Raw genomic sequence first — 20,144 nt, forward strand, 5'->3', positions numbered from 1 at the left:
TCTGATCAGCTTCGCCGAGGAGCTGGCAAAAAACTTTTTAAATAAAAAAAGACGACGTCTGGAGCAACGTCGCCTTTAATTAAGAAATAAATCTTGTACACCCAATAGGATTCGAACCTATGACCTACGGTTTAGAAAACCGTTGCTCTATCCAGCTGAGCTATGGATGCATTTACCTTGTTGGTGCGACAAATGTAGGAGTAAAAATGAACAACTACAAATCTATTTTTCATTTTTAGCCGCTCTAAAGCGCATTTGCCTGCTTTTAAGCACGATACAATTGAGAAAAAATGTAAATTAGTAAAACGTAAATACAGCGGATATAACTGCTGGTTTCGGTTAATATGAAAATCAAAATGTTTGCAGGCGTCTTAATTTGCTGCACTACAGGTTTTTATGCCAATGTTGCAGCGCAGGAAATCAATAAAAACTATGATGAGAAGCTAGCTAAAGAACTGCATGCGGATGCGTATGGGATGAAGACTTATGTACTCGCTATCTTAAAAACAGGAACTGAAAAAGGATTCTCTAAAGCAAAACAAGATAGTGTGTTTTCTGGTCACATGCTAAATATTGGCAAATTGGTCAAAGATGGCAAGCTGGTGGTTGCTGGTCCAATGAGTAAAAACACTAATAATTATCGTGGGATTTTTATTCTTGATGTGCCAACGATTTCAGAAGCCGAGGAATTGGTACGGACTGACCCTGCCATACAAGCCAAATTACTGGATGTTGAGCTGTATATATGGTATGGTTCAGCGGCCTTAAAAGAAACCTTGAAAATCCATAGTAAGATAGAAAAACAAAGCCATTAGATTGGAATTCGTTTCTGCGGATACAGTTCAGTATGGTTCAGGATCAAGTGCATAATGTAGTCATTGGAAGGGAAAGGCTGCAAAGCTGATTTTAGCATTCCGGGTTCATTTACATCGGTATATGGCGAAATATAGCCCATTCCGTATAACTTTCCTTGTTCCACGAGAATACAGCTTTGTTCTTCTTCTGTTCTTCCAGTATCTAAAATAGCAAAGCTCGGCAGCATGGTTTTCAGTTGTTCTATTGCATATTTTACGCGAACATTATAAGCTGGTGCTGATTCTTTTCCCAGGCAGGCACCACTGCAATTTCCTTCTTCATGACCTGTACAAGCTAATCTTTTACTTTGAATATAACACAGTTTCTCACATAGAAAATGGTCTTTGATGAGAATTCTCAGTACATGATGTCCTTCCAGAATGGTGTTGAAGCTATACAAAACCGGCATGTTTTTCTTGAAAGTATCCAGCCCTAACCTCAGGTATCCTTTTTGATCTTCAAAAGCATAGAGTGCATATTTCTGCTCATAGCGTTTCATAGCACGATTGTTTTCCGGCCATAGTCTTTTGATCTCCGTTGCTTCCAGGATAAAGGCCATCAGTTCTGTGCCGCAAACCTCAAAATCTACCGTATATATGTCTTTTAGAAAGTTCTGACGTTGCTTTGCTGTGCTGTTTCCCGTGAAATGGGAACAGACTCTTTTCTTCAGACTTTTAGCTTTTCCGATATAGATGACTTTTCCTTTTTGATCTTTAAAGTAATAGACACCAGGACATAAAGGAAGTCGATCTATCTGGGATTTAGGGAGGTTAGGAGGGAGTGCCTGTTCTTTAGAACCGATTTTTAAGGAGGCTGGGATGACTCCTTCCGAGTCATTGGCCAGTAAAAGGCTTAATAATTCTGCAGTAGCTGCAGCATCGCCTCCTGCTCTGTGGCGGTTATTCAGCGAAATTTTTAATGCAGCACACAATTTTCCAAGGCTATAAGAGGCATGTCCAGGGATGATTTTACGGCTCAATCTTACCGTACATAACTTTTTACATTGCAGGTCATATCCGGCAACAGAGAGGTTATGCCTGATAAAAGAAAAGTCAAAATTCACATTGTGGGCCACAAATATTTTATTCTGAAGCAGGTTGTAAATCTGCTCAGCTACTTCATGAAACATCGGAGAATTTTCAACCATATCGTTACTAATGCCGGTTAAGGCTTCAATATGAGCTGGGATAAATTGTCCAGGATTGATCAGTGTTTCATACGAATCTACCACAGAAACGCCGTCATGCACCAGGATTGAAATTTCTGTAATTCCATTTCCTGAAGCATGACCACCAGTGGTTTCTATATCTACAACAGCGTACAGCATAGTTTCTTTAAAAGAGTAATTTTAATCCGTAAATATGCTAATAATTTTAGTATATTATCAAATAATTCAAATAAATGACTCGATCAGAAGAAATTGCCGTTTAAAAGCTGGTTTCGATTTTGATCGGATTACTAAGAATCTTATGAATCGGACATTTATCTGCAATTTGCATCAGCCTTTCATGCTCTTGAGCAGATAAAGTCCCGCTGAAAGTTATTTTTCTACTGATCGTAGTTTCCTTACTCATTTCCTCTTCATTGCAAATTGCCAATTCCACTTTGATACTTTCTAAATTCATCTTTTTGCGGTCGGCATACATCCGGATCGTAATGGCGGTACAACTGCCTAAACTTGCTAGTAATAAAGCACCAGGTGCCATCCCTTCATTTGTTCCTCCTACTTCTTCCGGCTCATCTGCATAGATGAAATGTCCATCGGAATATATTTTTGTTTTGTAATGTGACTGGTCTAATTCTGTAATTGCAGTGATTTTGTTTGCTGACATATTGGATGGATAAAGTATAAATATAGGATATATGTATATTGCAACAACTCAATGTTTAAAACGTTTGTGATGCTGCCATAAATAGTGCGTAGTTTTTACAATATCATATCAATTACTTAAGATTAGCTAAACATTTCAAAGTTAGATTTGTTATAAGTCACCTAACCACTATAAATATGCTAAGCAATTATCTCAACTTTCAGTTTGATGTTCAGGGCAAGTCTGTGAATGGTTTTTGCATGCAGATACAAGACGATTTTCATGAAACTTATGCAGTCGTACTGGATGGATATCATTCCTTTTGCGTATGGTTAGATTCTACCAGCACCTGGAGATCTTCCAGACATACCAGCGTTGAACCAAGAATTCTGGAGCAAATTATTAACCGGTTAACCATCAGTAAGCTAGGTTAAATTTCTATAAATATTTTTTCTTTTCCTTTATTCTTAACAACAAGGCATTAAATATGATAATGCCTTGTCAAGATATTGAGTTTCTTGTCGTTTTTTTAGTATTTTCCTGTACCAAACCTAAAATACTAACCTCATGAACAAAAGATTAACCCTCATTTGTTCCTGTTTCCTTTTATTCGCTTTCAGTGGTTTTGCCCAGCAAATTGTTCGGGGAAAAATCAGCGATGCCAGTAATGGAACAGGAATTCCAGGAGCAAGCATCCTTGTTAAAGGCAGCAGCTCAGGAACCTCCTCACAGCCAGATGGCAGTTACAGCCTCAGTTTACCCGCGAATGCAACGACACTCGTTGTAAAATACCTTGGATATCTGACGCAGGAAGTCCCCATTAACAATCGAAGCAGCATAGATGTCGCTTTGGTACAGGACGCGCAGTCGCTGGGAGAAGTGGTGGTGACCGCCCTTGGCATTAAGCGTAATGAAAAATCTATCGGCTATGCCACCCAAACCTTAAAAGGAGATAAATTAACGCTGACCAAAGAACAAAATGTGTTGGGTTCTCTTGCCGGAAAAATTGCGGGTGTACAAGTGGTGGGCTCTTCCGGCGCCAGTATGGGGGGCACTCAGAAGATCAAAATCAGGGGAGTGAATTCCCTGAATGGAGATGGAGCACCGCTGATTGTCGTGGATGGAACACCGATCTCTGATGCTAATTTCAGCACTGCTTCAGGAAACGGGGTGGATCTCGGTAACATTTCCCAGGACATTAATCCGGAAGATATTGAATCTATAAATGTGTTAAAAGGACCTACTGCTTCCGCATTATATGGTATCCGCGGACAGAATGGCGTCATCATGATTACCACAAAAAAAGGGAAGAAAGGGCCGAAATCTGTCGAAGTCAGGTTCAATTCTGGTCTCTCCCTGGAAAAGGTGAGCAATTTTATTCCCTTGCAAAATACCTACGGAGTAGGGAACAATCAAACTTTCCTCACTTTAGCCAATGGCGAGAAGTACGTAAATGGAAATGATGAAAGCTGGGGCCCTAGAATGGATGGAACGCCAGTAAGGATGTTTTATAGCTTTTACCCCCAAGATCCTGATTTTGGGAAAGCATCCCCATTCGTACCGCAGCCGGATAATATTAAAGACTTTTATGAGACAGGAATAAATATCAATAACAGCTTGTCCATCAGTGGAGGAAATGAAAATTCTTCCTTCCGTTTAAGTTATAACAATGCGTATATCAATGGAACTATCCCAAATACATGGTTAAAACGCAATAATTTGAGTTTAAGTTCAGACTTAAAGTTAACGGATAAATTAACGGTGGGTGTGAATGGAAATTATGCAAATAATAGTGGTCAGCGGCCAGTGCAGGGCTATCAAGGTTCTTTTACGGGAGGTTCGCAATGGTTCCAAAGAAATATTGATCTGAGCAGACTGCGAAATTACAGTTATCCAGATGGAACGATCCTGAACTGGAATGTGAATCCAAATACGACTACTGGAATCATCAATAGCGACAATAATAAGCCAAGCGATTGGAACAACCCATTTTTTGATGCTTATAAAAGCTTAAATAATGACAATCGCGACCGTCTTTTTGGGGATGTGAATTTGAACTATCAGGTATTGCCGGAATTGAAATTAAGCGCTTTCGTCCGTACCGATCGTTACATTCAGAACATTAGCCATAAAGAAGCGCTTGGAGGGCGTTTAGACGATGGTTATTCTGTAGGGAAGTACCAGGGGATCGATAATAATTACGAATTCCTGGCACAATACAATAAACAGTTTGGCGAGTTCTCGATCAACGGAAACTTTGGTGCAAACCTTTATACGGAGAAATTTACAAGTACTTTTCAGGCTACAGTAGGTGGGTTGTCCAGTCCGGATTATTACAGTATTGCAGGCTCCATAGACCGGCCAGACAGTAGGTCTTATGAACGAAGGAAAGAGATCAGAAGTGCTTATGCTATGGCTTCATTGGGTTATAAAGACACCTATTTTCTGGATATTTCGATTAGAAATGACAATTCATCGGCCTTGCCAAAAAGCAACAATTCCTATTGGTATCCATCGGTTTCAGGAAGCTTTGTATTTAGTCAGCTGACCAACTGGGAGGCGCTTTCTTTTGGTAAATTAAGAGCAAGTTATGCGGTTGCAGGTTCAGACCTGAAGCCTTATCAAACCGCCTATACCTATTCGCCAGGCAGTGTTTATAAGAATACCACCACGAATATCAATACGCTGTATGTGCCTGATAAATTGAATAACCCATTTGCAAAACCAGCTTTTGCCCATTCCTTTGAAATTGGTACGGACCTGAAGTTTCTAAAGAATAGAATAGGATTCGACTTCAGTTATTACAATCAAAAGAATAAAAATCAGATCATAGATTTATCTGTTTCCGGGGCTAGTGGTTACACCTCAAATGTGGTAAATGCAGGGATGATTCAAAATCATGGAATTGAATTCTCTTTAACAGGAACACCGGTTCAGTCGAAGTTTTTTAGCTGGGATGCCACCCTGAATTTCAACAGGAATAAAAGTGTAATTAAAGCGCTTTATCAAGATTTGACCGTTTATCAGTTGGATGTAAACACTTATTCCAGCGTGAATATTTACCTGAATGCTACACTGAATAAAGGCTTTGGAAGTTTAGTCGGACAAGCATACCAGCGGGATCCGCAGACAGGTAAAATCCTGTTGGGCGCGGATAATATGCCGCTTGTAGAAACCAATCATGATTTCGGCAGCGTATTGCCAAAGTTTACAGGAGGTTTTATGAATACTTTCCAGATCGGGAAATTTGATCTTTCAGCGATGATTGACTTTCAAAGCGGCGGCCAATTCTTTAGCTGGTCAAAAATGCTGGCCGTTAAATCCGGTCAAGCCGCAGAAACAGCGGTATTAAATGATAAAGGCTCGAATGTTCGTGACCCATTGGCCAGTGGTGGCGGGGTAAAATTGAATGGGATTTATGCGCCAGGAACCATGATTGCCGGTCAGAATGTAGGCGGACAAGAATTTAATGGTTACGTAGATGCCAGGACCTATTTCAGAAATAACATCGGAACTAAAATCTATGAGGAATGGCTGTATGATGCCTCTTATATCAAATTAAGAGAAGTTAGTCTGGGCTATAACTTTTCAGGAGACTTATTGAAAAAGACGCCCTTTAAATCGGCAAAGGTGGCTATTGTGGCCAGAAATCCAGTGATGATCTGGCAAAAAGCGCCGAAAGGGTTAGACCCTTCTGAGCTGTCTACCGGAAGTGCTTCTATCAGCTGGCTGGAAAAAGGAGAGCTGCAAACGGTAAGATCTTACGGCATTAACCTGAACCTCACATTTTAACCTTACGGAAATGAAACAAATAAACAAATCTATATACCTGATCTTCTTGCTCGCCGCACTGACCAGCAGCTGCAATAAATTTGATGATGCGATCAATACCGATCCGAACAATCCGGTAAAGGCTGCAGCCACACAACTAATTGCCAATGCTCAATTAAGTCTGGCAGATATTGGGACTACTTTCGATAAGACGGCCTCTATTTATGGGGAGCATTACCCTCAATACCTTTCCAACACTTCTTTTACAGAGAATAGCCGTTACAATACGGTTAACTTTAACTTTTATCCGATTTATGCCGGTCCATTAATGAATCTGGAAAAGGCAATAGAGATTGCAAATAATCCTAATGAAGGCCCAATTGTGAATCAGATAGCTGTCGCCAAAATCTTGAAAGCCTATTTCTTATGGCACATTACAGATCGTTGGGGGGCAATTCCTTTTCAGCAAGCCTTAAAAGGCTCAGGTAATTTTACACCTGTCTACGATTCGCAGCAGGTGGTGTATGATGGGCTTTTCAAACTGCTCGATGAAGCGAATGCGGCATTTGTACCTGGTAATATTAAAAATGACATCATTTATGGTGGTGATGTTGTCAGGTGGAAAAAACTAGGCAATACGATCCATCTGCTGATGGCTTTAAGGCTTTCTAAAGTAGATCCTGGTAAAGGAAAAGCAGAATTCCAGAAGGCATTGGCAAATGGGGTCATGGATAAAAACGAGGATAACCTGACTTATGTTCACCTGGCGGATAAGGTCAATGAAAATTATTGGTACACCTCTTTTACTCGTTTGAAAAGAAACTGGTTTGCTGTGAGTAAGCCTATCGTGGATTATATGCTGCCTTTAAATGACCCAAGGTTGCCTGTTTTTGCGGATAAGAATGTAGCAGGAAATTATGTAGGTCTGGATTATGGACTGCCGGGTGCGGTTTCCGTAGTGATCAATAATTTTTCATTATTAGGTAGCGCATTGCGTCAGCAGAATTCTCCAGTTTACCTGGTCACCTATGCACAAGCTTTATTTGCGAAAGCTGAAGCAGCAAAAATAGACTGGATTCCAGGCAGTGATGGCGTAGCAAAGACCAATTATGATTTGGCTATTCAGCAATCTATTTTGCAATGGAATAATAATAACGCGGCAGGATTGTCTGCATTTATGGCACAAGTGCCAGTAGCTTATAATCCAGCCACTGCTTTACGTCAGATTGGAGAACAGCGATGGGTACATCTTTTTCTTCATGGATATGAAGGATGGGCAGAATGGAGAAGAACTGGCTTCCCCCTGTTAAGTCCAGCACCTAACAACAACAATGTGCCAATTCCGAGAAGAGAAGGGTATCCGACACAGGAAATCACAAACAATGGCGCTAATTATAGTGCTGCTGTGGGTTCATTCCCTTATGGTGGGGCGGATAATCTGAATTCCAGAGTGTGGTGGGATAAACCTTGATGATAAAAGAAGCCATTATAATCTAATTATGGTGGCTTCTTTTATAGGTAAACAATAATATTTTAGGTGCTGATCTTATCCAAAGAACATATAGCATAAGCCGATCGCAGTACATACGCCTACTAAATCTGCCAGTAACATTGCCCCGATTGCATACCGCGTATTGGTTACGCTAACCGATCCAAAATAAACGGCGATTACGTAAAATGTAGTGTCTGAAGAACCTTGCAGAATACTGGATAATCTACCCGCAAAAGAGTCTGGTCCATGAGCAGTCATGGTATCTATCATCATCCCTCTGGCACCACTTCCACTCAGCGGTCTGATGAGTGCTGTAGGAATGCCGTCAATAAAACGGGAATCCATGCCTAAAGCTGTGCAAACGTGTTTTAATCCGTTGATGACCATGTCAAATGTACCGCTGGTACGTAATAAACTGATGGCCACCAACATCCCCACTAAATAAGGAATAATCCGGATCGCAGTGTCAAAACCGCCTTTAGCACCTTCTACAAAGGCATCATAAATGTTGATATTTTTATACAAACCACCCAATACGATCAATAAAAAGATCAATAATAATAATCCATTGCTCAGGATTCCTGAAAACTCCTGTAATCCGGCAGTAGTTAAACTGGTTAAGTAAAGCACTAATAACCCGATAATGGAAGACAGTCCCAGTACCCAGGCCATGATCACCGGCTGAAAAATATTGATCTTTTGCTTAAACGAAACGATAAACATGGCCGCCATGGTCGCTACAAAAGTGGCAATCATGCAGGGGATAAATATGTCTGTTGGATTTGCCGAGTTTAAAGAAGCACGTACCGCGATAATGCTGACCGGGATTAAGGTTAATCCGGAAGCATGTAAACAAAGAAACATGATCTGTGCGTTGGAAGCCGTGTCTTTATTGGGATTCAGTTCCTGCAGACTTTCCATTGTTTTCAGTCCGAAAGGGGTAGCTGCATTGTCTAGCCCCAATAAGTTTGCGGAAAAGTTCATCACCATGTGGCCTGTTGCCGGGTGACCTTTAGGAACATCCGGGAAAAGTTTCGAGAAGAAAGGACTGATGATTCTTGACAATAAACGGATGCCTCCGGCTTTTTCTGCAATGCTCATAAAGCCCATAAATAAGGCCATAATTCCAATCAGCTTTAAGCAGATATTGACTGCAGTCCAGCAGGTCTCGATGATGCCATCTACCTTCAATACATTACCCGCATCACTGGCTTTTCCAATGATCATGAGGTTGAAAATTTCTGTTTCTCCAAGAAAGAAACACTTAAAACTGGCTACTGCAATCGCGATGATAATGAATGCAGACCAGATCCTACTTAGGGCCATTAAAATAAAATTAGTTGAAGCGTTAAATTTATAGTTTTGATTCTAATAATCCGTGTTAAGGAACAATAATTATCAAGTAGGAAGGATAAAAATGTTGAGGATGAAATCTGCGGGTAAAATAAACCAAAACGGCCGCATCCACAATGAAGGGATACGGCCGTTTCGGTACTAAAATTAATTGATGATCCTCAATTGTTAAGGCTTATCATCTGTGAGCTCAAAGCCCCATGTTTTTCCTTTTTCTGTAGCTGGGATTCCTGAGGTCATCCATGCTGGTGCTTTAGCGCCTTTCAGATAATAATCGAAAAACTGCTGTTCTCTGATCTGAATGTCTTTTCTGTTCTGACGCTGCACCAGGTTGTGTGCTTCACCATTGTAGTTTAGCATCCATACTGGCTTTCCAAGGCGTCTCAAGCCACTAAATAGCTCAATTCCCTGGTACCATGGTACGGCACCATCGGCATCATTTGCCATGATCACTAAAGGTGTATTCACCTTTGGTAAGAAAAATAAAGGAGAGTTCTCGATATACAAATCTGGTTTCTCCCAAAGGGTAGCACCGATTCTACTTTGTGTTTTTTCATATTGGAACTGTCTGTTCATGCCGCTTTCCCAGCGCATACCCCCGTAAGCAGAAGTCATGTTGGCAACCGGAGCGCCAGCCCATGCAGCTGCATACATATTGGTACGTGTAATCAGGTGTGCCACCTGATAACCGCCCCAGCTTTGTCCCTGGATACCGATTTTACTGCCATCTACCCATGCGTTTTTCTTCAGGGCTTCTACACCGGAATTGATATATTCTTCTGCAGATTTTCCAGGATAACCAGTTTCATAAGAGATGTCTGGTGCAAATACCAGGTAGCCATTACTCACGAAGAAAGGAATGTTTAACCTAGATGGGGTAGGAGCAGGCGGCTGATAAGCATAAAGTCCATCAGAAAGTTTCTCATAGAAATACACGATCATTGGATACTTTTTAGTCGGATCAAAGTTTTCCGGTTTATATAAAATACCTTCTGATTTAAAGCCTTTAGGGGTATCCCATTTTACCAATTCAGCAGTTCCCCAGTTGTAGTTTTGCTGCTGAGGATTGGTGTTACTCAGTTTTATCTCTGTTTTCAGGTCTTTTGAAACATAGACATTCGGAGAAACGATATAGCTTCCTTTGTCGTAGATGTACATTTCTGCGTCCTTAGCTTTTGCTAAATCAGAGTACTTGTATTTGTCCATCACGATCAGTTCCGGATTTTTCTGATCGCCTACATTCGTTTTATAGAAACCATTTTCTTTGGTGGTATTGTTGAAAGCATCCATTAAAATGTGTTGCTTTTTTCCAAGGAAACGACTTTCCGGATCTAGCTTCTGGTAACGGAAAGTCAGCTTATTCTGTCTTCCAAAACCATTCGTTAAATTTCTTGCAGGGGTTTTTCCTTCAGGAGAGAACTCCCAGATGTCATATCTGTCGTAGATTAAAACGGTCTTGTCATCTTCCGTCCAGGCGGCTACACCATAAGCAGAAGGGTTGTCGGGAACATCATTTTCCTCATCTACCAGTTTAACGGCCAAACCATTGTTCAATGGAGTTACTTTTCCCGTAGCCACTTGATAAGTACAATAAATGCCGGTTTTCTTATCAAAGAAAAGCACATATTTCCCTCCTGGAGAAACCATTGCAGAACCAGAAAGTGCTTCCATAATCTTTTTTCTGGCGCCGGTTTTTACGTCTACCAGGTAATAATCTTTAATGGTACTTGCCGTCCATTGCTGCTGTACTCTATTGCCATAGTCGGTAGAGGCCAATGCGAATGGCGCATTTCCTTCATCCATGACTACTGCATCTGGTAACTTAACATCCGTTAATGGAACAATTTTCGGGTCGCTGTTGAAGATTTCAATGGCAGAGAGGTAAGCTCTTTTAGATTCTTTATCTGCATTTTTCAGCTGCATTGGCTGCAGATAATCGTCTTTATAACCCCAGATATCTAATTTTGCATTTTCAAAATCTACCAGTGTCGTATCTTTTGCTGTTTTCACAGGAGCGATGCCGAAGAACAATTTTGTACCATCCTTACTAAAGTTAACGCGGGAATCACCGCTTACTGACCATTTTTTAGGCATACCAGGAATGGCATTGTCTACCAGAATCTGCGCAGTATCTAAAGAAAGCGAGTTGTAGTATACATTGAACTCTTTAATTTCCATTTTCTCCGGACTTTGCTCTCCTAAGAAAGCTAAATAGGCGCCATCTTCATCAAAAGCAAAGTTTTTAAAAGTACCTTTTCCTTTTACTAATGTTTTCAAAGTTCCTTTTTCTGTATTCAAAACAAATACACCTACCGGAGCCGTCTTGTCTTTTTTAGCACCTGTACAGGCAAAGATAAACTGCTTTCCATTTTTGCTGAAGGCGTACTCGCTCACATATTTAAAGGTACGTTCTACACCCGTATTGAGGTTTTTAAAAACCAAGTCTGTGCCTTCATTTTTACCAGCCGCCGCGGCATCGTCTTCGGCAAAAAAGTCTTCGTTGTCTTTTTTCTTGTCCGTAGCAGCAGGAGCAGGTGTTTTCTTGGCGGTATCAATAGGTTTTTCCAGTTGATAAGCTAAAAAGCCAGCCGCTTTCTCTGGCATTTTAAATGACTTCACACGGGCAACTTTTATGATGGCCATACTGGTTAGATTGGCGATCCCTAAACTGTCTTTAGGCTGGTCATCTGCTTTTTTCTTTTTAATTTTTGCCTGACGGATGTCCTTTTGAAAAGGCTTGATGGCAAATACTGCATATTTTGAATCTGCACTAAACTGTGCATTGGTACCACGATTGACTTTTAATTTGGCCAAGTTGACCAGGTTATTCAGATATAGATTGGCATCACCCTCTTGTTGGTTGATCCCATACATGGCCCAAGCGCCATTGTTACTGAGTTGTTTCGATCCCACAGATTCCCAGGTATCATAAACACTATGATCCAATGGTTTTTTCTGCGCGTATGCTGCGCTGGCCATTAACAAGAACATTAGTGTAAGTTTTTTATGCATCATAAAGACTGTTTTTACTTGTTTATTTCTTCAGCTTTAAATTTCTGCTTTTTTCGTCCTATATCCGCAATTTGCACCAAATTATTACAAAAAAAACCGCCTTAAATGCAAAAAGCACCCCGAAAGGTGCTTTTTAAATGTCTTTAAAAAAAGACTATTTTTTCTTTGCCTGTGCTGCCGCTTGTTGTTGCGAACGCATATAGTCATCTAATCTCGTTTGGAATTTAGATTTCTTTTTATTTTCTACAGGTTTTGTTTTGTTCTCTTGTAAAGTACGGTGAATCTTCTCATCATCAACCATAGATTTGATCATGAACTGCTGTGCAAATGTCAGCATATTCGCTAGGAAGTAGTAATAGTTTAATCCTGATGGATAGCTATTCAAGACGCCTAAGAAAATGATTGGCATGATGTAACCAATATACTTCATCTGACCTGTTGCACCAGAAATCTGGTTATTGAAATAAGTATAGATCAAGGTTGAAATCGTCATCAACACACACATTAAACTCAAGTGATCTCCGATAAATGGAATAGTGAAACCAAATTTGATGAAATCATCATAAGTGGAAAGATCTTTCATCCATAAGAAGCTTTCTCCTCTTAACTCAAATAAGTTAGGGAAGAAGAAGAAGAAGGCCATTACAAAAGGCAATTGCAGTAACATTGGTAAACAGCCACCCAGTGGATTTACGCCTACCTGCTTATACAATTTTAAGTATTCTTGTTGTAAAAGTGTTGGGTTATCTTCGCCTACTTTAGCTTTAATCACATCCATTTCTGGTTTAAGAATTCTCATCTTAGCCATAGAGATGTATGATTTATACGTCAGCGGAGACATGGCAACTTTAAGAAGGATGGTCAGGATCAGGATGATCAAGCCATAGTTCCATCCAAAAGCTTCCAGGAATTTAAATACTGGAAGTACCACAAACCTGTTGATATATTTTAAAGGCCAGTAACCCATATCTACTAATTTCTCAATTTCGTGCCCTTGTGCTTTTAGCGTAGAGAACTTATTGGTACCGAAGTAGAAATCCATCGCATAGTTTTGTGAGGCTGACTGACTGAAATGTAATTTCATGTCTGCATCATAACGTTTGATTTCACCTGGTTTGGTAGAATCTGTGATGGCAAGTTTACCGCTTTCAAAACCGTCTTTAGAGATCAGGACTGCTGAGAAAAACTGTTGTTTGAAGGAGAACCATTCGATTTTTCCTTTTTTCAACTCTTCAGTCTGGTCTTTAGCAACGCTCAAATGATCTGGGCTTGCATTCGTATATTTGTAGAAAGGAGCAGAGTGTTCTTTTTCTTTCTTCGCAGATTTCTCCTGCTCTAATAACGTTGCAGACCAGTTCAAAGAGATAGAATCCGTTTGGATCACCTGATTTAAACCATTAAGATTAATGTTAAAAGCAACATTGTTCGACTTAGGTTTTAAGTCGTAAGTATATTCAATGTATTGATCACCTTGATAAGTGGCACGCATGCTCACTTTATTGTCTGTTACTGTTGGTGTAAAATAAAGATCATCAGTATTTAATACTTTACCGTTGATGTTCATTTTTAAGCCGAACTTATTCTGGTCGCCGTCAAATAAAATAACCGGTTTTCCATTGTAAGTTTTCTGATCTTTCACCTGTACAGATAAGATCTTACCACCTTTATTGGTTAACGTTAATTTTAAGTTCTCATTCTCTAAAACAGTAGTCTGAGGAGTACCTGCGATGCTGCCACCAAATGGTCCTGATAATGTTGCTGAATCTACAGCTGGTGTTGCCGCTGCAATTGCAGGAGCAGTAGTTTTTGTGGCTGCATTAGCTTTTTTCAAAGAATCTGCGGCAATTCTTTCCTTTTCTTTGGTGATTTCAGTCTGACTTGGACCAAAAAAGTAAAAAGAACCGGCCAAAACGATCATGATCAGGAACAGGCCTGTAAACGTATTTCTATCCATTATTGTTATTTAAACTCGTATTATTTGATTTTCTTCTTCGCAAATTCCATCGCGGCGGCGACAAATTTAACAAAAAGTGGGTGAGGATTAGCAACTGTTGATTTTAATTCTGGATGAAATTGTCCACCAACGAAGAAAGGATGGTTTTTGAGCTCCACAATTTCTACTAAATGACTGTCAGGATTTAAGCCTGAAGCAATCATTCCTGCTGCTTCATACTGCTCCAGGTACGCATTGTTGAACTCATAACGATGTCTGTGACGCTCAGTGATGTGTACTTTTCCATAAGCTGCATAAGCTTTTGTTCCCTTTTTAAGGTCACATGGATAAGAACCTAAACGCATCGTTCCTCCTTTATTGGTGATCGTTTTTTGGTCTTCCATCATGTTAATGACAGGATTTTCCGTGTTCTCGTCGATTTCAACAGTATTTGCATTGGTTAATCCCAATACATTTCTACCGAATTCAATCACTGCACACTGCATACCTAAACAGATACCGAAGAAAGGAACATCATTTTCACGAACATATTTAATCGCATCGATTTTTCCTTCAATACCACGGCTTCCGAAACCAGGAGCAACCAATACACCGTCTAAGTGTGCTAATTTTTCTTTGGCATTGTCTGCATAGACACCTTCAGAATGGATATATTCTACTTTTACTTTACACTCATTTTTAGCACCTGCATGTACAAAAGATTCAATAATCGATTTGTAAGCATCAGGAAGCTCTACATATTTACCAATTAGTCCGATTTTAACTTCTGAAGTCGGGTTTTTCAAACGACCAAGGAAATCTTTCCAGCTTTCCATATCCGGTTCATTTTTCTGCGCCAGCTTCAATTTGCTCAATACCGTTTTGTCCAATTGCTCTTTCATCATCAGCAAAGGCACATCATAAATCGTTGAAGCATCAATAGATTCCACAACTGCATTGATGTTTACATTACAGAACAACGCGATTTTCTTACGAATATCCATATTGATATGGTGTTCCGTACGACATACCAAAATGTCTGGCTGGATACCATATTCCAATAATGCTTTTACTGAGTGCTGTGTTGGTTTTGTTTTCAATTCTCCTGCAGCAGCAAGGAAAGGAATCAAAGTCAGGTGAATTACAATCGCATTGTTTGCACCTTCTTCCCATTTAAACTGACGTACCGCTTCAATGAAAGGTAAAGATTCAATATCACCAACAGTACCACCAAGTTCTGTGATCACGATGTCATACTTACCAGTATCACCCAAGATGCGCATGTTGCGTTTGATCTCATCAGTGATGTGTGGAACTACCTGAACCGTTTTTCCAAGATACTCACCTTGTCTTTCTTTGTTGATTACATTTTGATAAATCCTTCCAGTCGTGATGTTGTTCGCCTGTGAGGTTGGAATGTTTAAGAAACGCTCATAATGACCAAGGTCAAGATCTGTTTCCGCACCATCTTCCGTTACAAAGCATTCGCCATGTTCATAAGGATTTAACGTTCCCGGATCAATGTTGATATACGGATCAAATTTTTGAATGGCTACACTGTAACCTCTTGCTTGTAATAATTTGGCTAATGAAGCGGAGATGATGCCCTTACCTAATGAGGAAGTAACACCGCCCGTAACAAAAATATACTTAGTCATGTTTGTGATTTTCTGAAAATAAAGGCAGCTTTAAGGGCTACTTTTATTGTTTTTGTACGGGATACAAAGTTAGCAAATAAAACGGAAGCTAAAGGGCTAAATGTGGAAATATTGTTGATCTTACAAATTCAGGACCTAAGCGCTTATGGCTGATAATGTTAAAGGGTGAAACCGTAGAACCGCTTTTTTACCAGTTCCGGTTTTTGTTTTAGCAGCTCATCATGTCTGGAATATATCTCGATTAATTTGTTTAAATCTTTCTCAGTTTCTATCTTTTTACCTTTTCCAGGTGGCGTAATGGCTAAAGATTGCTCAGCATAGGGTGTTACTTTTGTCGCAAACCAGGTACTGAAATAACGGGGGATGGCCAGTCCGAGAATCATTCCCGGCAATCCGCTAAAACCTTCCGGTCCACCTTTCAATAGAATGTCATCTGTGTAAAAGGCAACCACATACACGGAGTCATTCATCACTCCAATGGCTTTTCTGCAATTATACCCGGCAATATTCCGCATTTCGTGCATGATTTTCCATTCCAATTTAGGAATAGTATCGGTTAAGAGATAGTCCTCTCCAAGAATCCTCTTTTTAATTACGCGTTTGTCCTGATGATAGTTGGTATAAAGCTCATTTTCTGAACTCTCATTCAATCCAAAAAGAGAAAACTCCTGCTCATCATCCTGTTTTTTTACCGGATGAAAGCGTGACTTTGAATTGTCGAATGATAGTTCCCATAAGCTGGTTTTGTATTTTTTCATCCGTTCGGAAATTGCCGAATTCTCCATCAGGCGCTGTAAATTTACCTTTTTTTCAAATATAATGCTGCCATTTGGTACAAAAAGCTGCTGCGCCTTTACCAGCGTAAAAGAAATAGATAAAAGTAACAGACAAGCCAATTGTTTCATGATCATTTATGGATTAGCCGCGGCTTTAGTAAAGTTACCACTTAAATTCCAGTTTATGCCAATCAGTACATAACGTGGAATATAGCTGAATGTATTTTCAGAGATCAGGTTTCCACCTACAAACCGATTGTAACCAATTTTTTGATTGAGGATGTCTGTGGCAGTCAGTTTCAGCTCAAAGGCTTCACTTTTTCCTAATTTCGTAGCCAGATAGCTGTTCAGAATAACTACGTTCAGGTCTGTTTCAAAAGAAGAATTGGCCGGACGTAAGGAGATGGAAAGTGTAGTGTTGAATTCTGAACGGTAAGGCAATTGTACGGTTCCAGAAAATTCATGATTATGGGTGATGCTCTTTCCATCATTGAAGCCCCCAATGGAGGAGGTACCATACATGATTGAAGCGGAAGGAGAATAGGAGAGGTCTACTTTGGAAGTGTAATAATTGAAAGAACCTTTCGCATTGTACTGCGTATTAATGGTAGTATTGCGTACACCATTGATTTTCGCCACATTTCCAGAGCGGTAAAAGCTCAGATCCAGGCCCATACGGAAATGAAGTTTTGAAAAGCCTTTTGAGTAATACATATTTCCACTCCAGGAATTGTTGCCGTTTAAATTGATAAAGCTGGTCACACGTTTTGCAAATTCATCTATGATTTCTGAATTTACAATGGCATTATTGGTAAATCCATAATTTAAGGAACCAGAAATAAACTGGTCAGTGTTCATCATGAAGCTACTGTAGGAAACGGAAAAATTATTGGTAAATGAAGGTCTTAAACCTGAATTTCCAATCACCTGGAACAAAGGGTTGTTAATTTGTGTCACAGGCTGGATCTGTTCAATACTAGGCTGCTGTGTGAAACCATTATAATTTAGCGCCATACTCGTATTATTGCTGATCCTATAATAGATATTGGTTCGCGGAGAGAGGTTCAGGTAGCTTCTCTTGAAATTACTGGCTTTATCTAAATCTTTCAGTTCAAAATTGGTTTGGGTAGCTTCCAGACCACTCGAAACAGATAGATCCTTCACTTTATACTGAAAAATCAACTTCCCTATATTGGAGAAATTAATGAATTTAAAGTTGTTACTCAGGGAGTCGATTTTTTTATTTTCACCGGTTACAGCATCAAAAACTAAACGGTCACTGCTGGAAGCAATGGTTTTAAAGGTATATCCAGCTTCCATAGACCAGCGTTTTGTCAATAATTCCGCATAGCTGATTCGGGTTCCAATGGAATTTTGTTTGCCGGAATTGTCTTTAATCAGGTTGATGTCTTCACTATTTTTCCAGTTTCCCAGGGCATCGTAATACTCGGTATGGTTTAAGCTGGTTTCCAGTCCTGAACTGTTTTGGCTCTCCGGTTGAATATCTATGGACAATACCCTACCTTTTTTCTTGAATTTTGTGGACCAGTTGATGTTTCCGTTGAAAAGGTCGGCCGCCCCATTTCCAATGTTAGATTGTGAATTCTGACTGATCGGTAATCCCTGATCATTGTTACTCCCATTAAAACTTTTGGATTCATTATAGCTTCTGTTCTTTTTTAGGCCGAATGATACCTTTAGGATGGATAAAGAATCGGTATGATAGGTATAAGTCCCGCGGATATTTTCACCGGTTACATTAGAATGGTCATCTGTAGTACCTGTACTGACTAGTTTTTGCCCAGAGGGAAGCAATTCCTGGGAGTTGGAAGTTTTATGGTTGGTATTCTGGTTATTGAATACTTTGAAATTCATCTTTAAACCCATCTTATTTTTGTAGAATTTATCAGAATAATGGGCGCCAAGGTTGATGTTGCTGGGCAGACCTCCGGTAGAAGAATAGTAATCATCGTCGTCATCCCCACCAGAAGAATACATAATGGAACTGCCATCGTCTCCGATCTCAATCTGATCATAATCTTCTCCTTTGAGCTTACGCATAGAATTGTTGATCTTAGAGTCATTGTCGAGGGTAGAATAGGTGCCAAAAATGGCCATTTTCAATTTACTCTTAAATGCACCAATCATCCCTCCATAATCCTGAAAAGCATCACTCCCCATATTGGCATCCAAGGTGGTCAGATAACCATTCTTAGCGTTGTCTTTCAGCTTGATATTGATCGTCTTCTGCTTAATCCCGTCGTCAATTCCAGTAAGTTCTGCCGTCTTGCTTTTCCGGTCATACACCTGAACTTCATCTACGGCATTCGCTTTTAAATACTTGGTGGCCAGTAGGGGATCATCGCCAAAAAATTCATCGCCATCTACAAGTACGGTTTTGACTTCTTTTCCCTGTGATTTTATCGCACCATTTTTATCTACTTCAATTCCCGGCAGCCTTTTGAGTAATTCCTGAACATTGGCATTGTTGCGTACTGCAAAACTATCCGCCTGAAAAACCAAGGTGTCTCCACGCATTCTGATGGCTTTTTTGGTGGCTGCAATGACTACTTCATCCAATAATTTGGATTTTAACTCCATATTCACCTGTCCAAGGTTTAAAATACTATCTGGACCAATGCTGATGTTACGGAGGTAATCCGCCATTTTTGGATAGCTGATCAGGAGGAGATAATTGCCAGCTTTAATATTTCCCCATTCGAAATGACCATTTATATCCGTACGTGCTGTTTTTACCAATATAGAATCCGTAGCCCTGATCAACAGGACTGCAGTATTCTCAAGTACCTTTTTTTCTAAAGTATCAGCAACTAAACCTTTAATCACAGATTTTTGTGCAAAAGCGGTAAATGAAAATAAAGTGAAAAGTATATAAGTGAAAAGTTTTTTCAGCATAATTTACCAGCGATCTCCTCATGGTGATTTCCTAAATCTAACAACATTTTTTTTGTCTCTATTAAAATTTAATCATATTCTTTTAAGTATTTTGAATCTCTAAGCTTTAAGAATTAATCTTTTAAAAGATGAGCTGCTGCTAAACGCATCAGTGTTTGATATTTAGAAGTACACTTTCTCCTAATCCTTTCCTCTTTACGATTTTGCTGTTCCTGACATCGTCTTCAGCAGATATAACCTTATTTTTTTATCCTTGAAACAGTGTTGATAGGTCCTTTCTAAGTCTAATGGACCTATCAACACTGTTTCAAGGATGTAATAACTATGTGTAAAACCTGAGCACATACCGATACCTTCTTACTATTTTAAGCCCTTCATTCGACCTCCTCACCGTTTCGCTTACTGTGTAGTTTATTGACAAGTAGTTGTTTGTGGTATTTTTTGCAATTGGTGGTTATATAAAAGTTCCAGGTTTTGCTACTTAAAGAAATAATCATCCCAAAAACAAACATCAATTACTTTCAGTATTTAATTATTCAGTAATGTCATATCATTTTAAGGCATTAA

At 39.7% G+C, this 20,144-nt stretch carries 12 protein-coding genes and 1 tRNA gene; 4 read left to right on the forward strand and 9 right to left on the reverse strand.

Annotation, left to right across the window (positions count from 1 at the left end; genetic code table 11):
- Window positions 1-96 precede the first annotated feature (96 nt).
- Window positions 97-170: transfer RNA gene (locus tag AQ505_RS07470), tRNA-Arg, on the reverse strand.
- A gap of 174 nt (window positions 171-344) precedes the next feature.
- On the opposite strand from AQ505_RS07470, the gene AQ505_RS07475 reads away from it, so the two are divergent.
- The gene (locus AQ505_RS07475; RefSeq protein ID WP_062547602.1) at window positions 345-815 is read left to right on the forward strand and encodes a YciI family protein; all 471 of its coding nucleotides are present in this window, start codon (window positions 345-347) and stop codon (window positions 813-815) included.
- Here AQ505_RS07475 and AQ505_RS07480 read toward each other — a convergent pair.
- Together AQ505_RS07480 and AQ505_RS07485 are read right to left on the reverse strand one after the other, a co-directional pair.
- Window positions 812-2,182, reverse strand: a complete 1,371-nt coding sequence (locus AQ505_RS07480; protein ID WP_062547603.1) for an exonuclease domain-containing protein — start codon at window positions 2,180-2,182, stop codon at window positions 812-814. The genes AQ505_RS07475 and AQ505_RS07480 overlap by 4 nt on opposite strands.
- A 100-nt stretch (window positions 2,183-2,282) precedes the next feature.
- Window positions 2,283-2,687 (reverse strand): OsmC family protein, encoded by a 405-nt coding sequence (locus tag AQ505_RS07485; protein WP_062547604.1) that lies wholly within the window; start codon window positions 2,685-2,687, stop codon window positions 2,283-2,285.
- A gap of 176 nt (window positions 2,688-2,863) precedes the next feature.
- Between AQ505_RS07485 and AQ505_RS07490 the strand changes: the two genes are divergently transcribed.
- The 3 genes from AQ505_RS07490 to AQ505_RS07500 all read left to right on the forward strand — a co-directional run bounded on the left by AQ505_RS07490 (window position 2,864) and on the right by AQ505_RS07500 (window position 7,908).
- Window positions 2,864-3,100: a hypothetical protein gene (locus AQ505_RS07490; protein WP_062547605.1), complete on the forward strand. Its 237-nt coding sequence runs from the start codon at window positions 2,864-2,866 to the stop codon at window positions 3,098-3,100.
- A gap of 133 nt (window positions 3,101-3,233) precedes the next feature.
- Window positions 3,234-6,458 carry a SusC/RagA family TonB-linked outer membrane protein gene (locus AQ505_RS07495; protein WP_062547606.1) on the forward strand — a complete coding sequence of 1,075 codons (3,225 nt, stop codon included), beginning with the start codon at window positions 3,234-3,236 and terminating at the stop codon, window positions 6,456-6,458.
- A gap of 10 nt (window positions 6,459-6,468) precedes the next feature.
- Complete coding sequence (locus tag AQ505_RS07500; RefSeq protein WP_157262239.1) at window positions 6,469-7,908, forward strand: SusD/RagB family nutrient-binding outer membrane lipoprotein; 1,440 nt, start codon at window positions 6,469-6,471, stop codon at window positions 7,906-7,908.
- A 75-nt stretch (window positions 7,909-7,983) separates the two neighbouring features.
- On the opposite strand, the gene AQ505_RS07505 is transcribed toward AQ505_RS07500, so the two are convergent.
- The 6 genes from AQ505_RS07505 to AQ505_RS07530 all read right to left on the reverse strand — a co-directional run bounded on the left by AQ505_RS07505 (window position 7,984) and on the right by AQ505_RS07530 (window position 19,577).
- Window positions 7,984-9,255, reverse strand: a complete 1,272-nt coding sequence (locus AQ505_RS07505) for a nucleoside recognition domain-containing protein (protein ID WP_062547607.1) — start codon at window positions 9,253-9,255, stop codon at window positions 7,984-7,986.
- Between the two features lie 195 nt (window positions 9,256-9,450).
- Window positions 9,451-12,297, reverse strand: a complete 2,847-nt coding sequence (locus tag AQ505_RS07510) for a S9 family peptidase (protein ID WP_231635040.1) — start codon at window positions 12,295-12,297, stop codon at window positions 9,451-9,453.
- Between the two features lie 151 nt (window positions 12,298-12,448).
- Entirely contained in the window at window positions 12,449-14,248 is a 1,800-nt protein-coding gene (yidC, locus tag AQ505_RS07515; RefSeq protein WP_062547608.1) for a membrane protein insertase YidC, read from the reverse strand.
- Window positions 14,249-14,268: 20 nt separating this feature from the next.
- Window positions 14,269-15,885, reverse strand: coding sequence for a CTP synthase (locus AQ505_RS07520; RefSeq protein ID WP_062547609.1), 1,617 nt, complete (start codon window positions 15,883-15,885; stop codon window positions 14,269-14,271).
- 158 nt (window positions 15,886-16,043) lie between these two features.
- On the reverse strand, window positions 16,044-16,790 hold the full coding sequence (locus AQ505_RS07525) for a GLPGLI family protein (RefSeq protein ID WP_231635041.1): 747 nt from the start codon (window positions 16,788-16,790) through the stop codon (window positions 16,044-16,046).
- Window positions 16,791-16,796: 6 nt separating this feature from the next.
- Window positions 16,797-19,577: an outer membrane beta-barrel protein gene (locus tag AQ505_RS07530; protein ID WP_062547611.1), complete on the reverse strand. Its 2,781-nt coding sequence runs from the start codon at window positions 19,575-19,577 to the stop codon at window positions 16,797-16,799.
- Window positions 19,578-20,144 lie beyond the last annotated feature (567 nt).

Origin of the sequence: Pedobacter sp. PACM 27299 (assembly GCF_001412655.1) — a bacterium.
GTDB lineage: Bacteria > Bacteroidota > Bacteroidia > Sphingobacteriales > Sphingobacteriaceae > Pedobacter.

Excerpts from the sequence above, each read along its gene's own strand:
- AQ505_RS07475 (WP_062547602.1), top strand. The coding sequence starts at position 345 with ATGAAAATCAAAATGTTTGCAGGCGTCTTAATTTGCTGCACTACAGGT.
- AQ505_RS07495 (WP_062547606.1), top strand. The coding sequence starts at position 3,234 with ATGAACAAAAGATTAACCCTCATTTGTTCCTGTTTCCTTTTATTCGCT.
- AQ505_RS07480 (WP_062547603.1), bottom strand. The coding sequence starts at position 2,182 with ATGCTGTACGCTGTTGTAGATATAGAAACCACTGGTGGTCATGCTTCA.
- AQ505_RS07510 (WP_231635040.1), bottom strand. The coding sequence starts at position 12,297 with ATGATGCATAAAAAACTTACACTAATGTTCTTGTTAATGGCCAGCGCA.
- yidC (WP_062547608.1), bottom strand. The coding sequence starts at position 14,248 with ATGGATAGAAATACGTTTACAGGCCTGTTCCTGATCATGATCGTTTTG.
- AQ505_RS07485 (WP_062547604.1), bottom strand. The coding sequence starts at position 2,687 with ATGTCAGCAAACAAAATCACTGCAATTACAGAATTAGACCAGTCACAT.
- AQ505_RS07500 (WP_157262239.1), top strand. The coding sequence starts at position 6,469 with ATGAAACAAATAAACAAATCTATATACCTGATCTTCTTGCTCGCCGCA.
- AQ505_RS07520 (WP_062547609.1), bottom strand. The coding sequence starts at position 15,885 with ATGACTAAGTATATTTTTGTTACGGGCGGTGTTACTTCCTCATTAGGT.
- AQ505_RS07505 (WP_062547607.1), bottom strand. The coding sequence starts at position 9,255 with ATGGCCCTAAGTAGGATCTGGTCTGCATTCATTATCATCGCGATTGCA.
- AQ505_RS07525 (WP_231635041.1), bottom strand. The coding sequence starts at position 16,790 with ATGAAACAATTGGCTTGTCTGTTACTTTTATCTATTTCTTTTACGCTG.
- AQ505_RS07530 (WP_062547611.1), bottom strand. The coding sequence starts at position 19,577 with ATGCTGAAAAAACTTTTCACTTATATACTTTTCACTTTATTTTCATTT.
- AQ505_RS07490 (WP_062547605.1), top strand. The coding sequence starts at position 2,864 with ATGCTAAGCAATTATCTCAACTTTCAGTTTGATGTTCAGGGCAAGTCT.